General features: G+C 32.2%; 1 pseudogene. It reads left to right on the top strand.

The annotated features are described in order from the left end of the window. A pseudogene (locus ETI37_RS07745) lies at window positions 1-366 on the top strand (YfhO family protein); the annotation flags it as partial.

Below are 366 nucleotides of genomic sequence, written 5' to 3'. Positions count from 1 at the left end.
GAAAATCAAACTAAAGTTTTAAATGCCCTCACTGGCTCTAAGCAAGTCTACTTTTCTAAACCAATTTCTGCCCAAATCACTAGTACTAATTTAGTGGTCAAAAAAGACAAAAATCAACTAAATTATCAAAGTAAAAAAGCTACCCTTTCTACTCTTACCTTCACCTATAAAGCAAAGCCTAATTCAGTTGGTTATATTGTTTTAGATAATAATTTAATGGGGTATGCCGACTATACTTCAGCTGCTTCAAGTTTAACTATCAATAACCATACCTTTAGATCAATGCCGGTTACTTATCAACCAATTGGCGTATATGTGCCTAAGAGTGGCAAAGTTACTTTGAAAATTAAGTTAAAGAAAGAAATT

Origin of the sequence: Lactobacillus mulieris (genome assembly GCF_007095465.1) — a bacterium.
GTDB classification, from domain to species: domain Bacteria; phylum Bacillota; class Bacilli; order Lactobacillales; family Lactobacillaceae; genus Lactobacillus; species Lactobacillus mulieris.
This window is presented reverse-complemented; position numbering and strand designations above follow the sequence as displayed.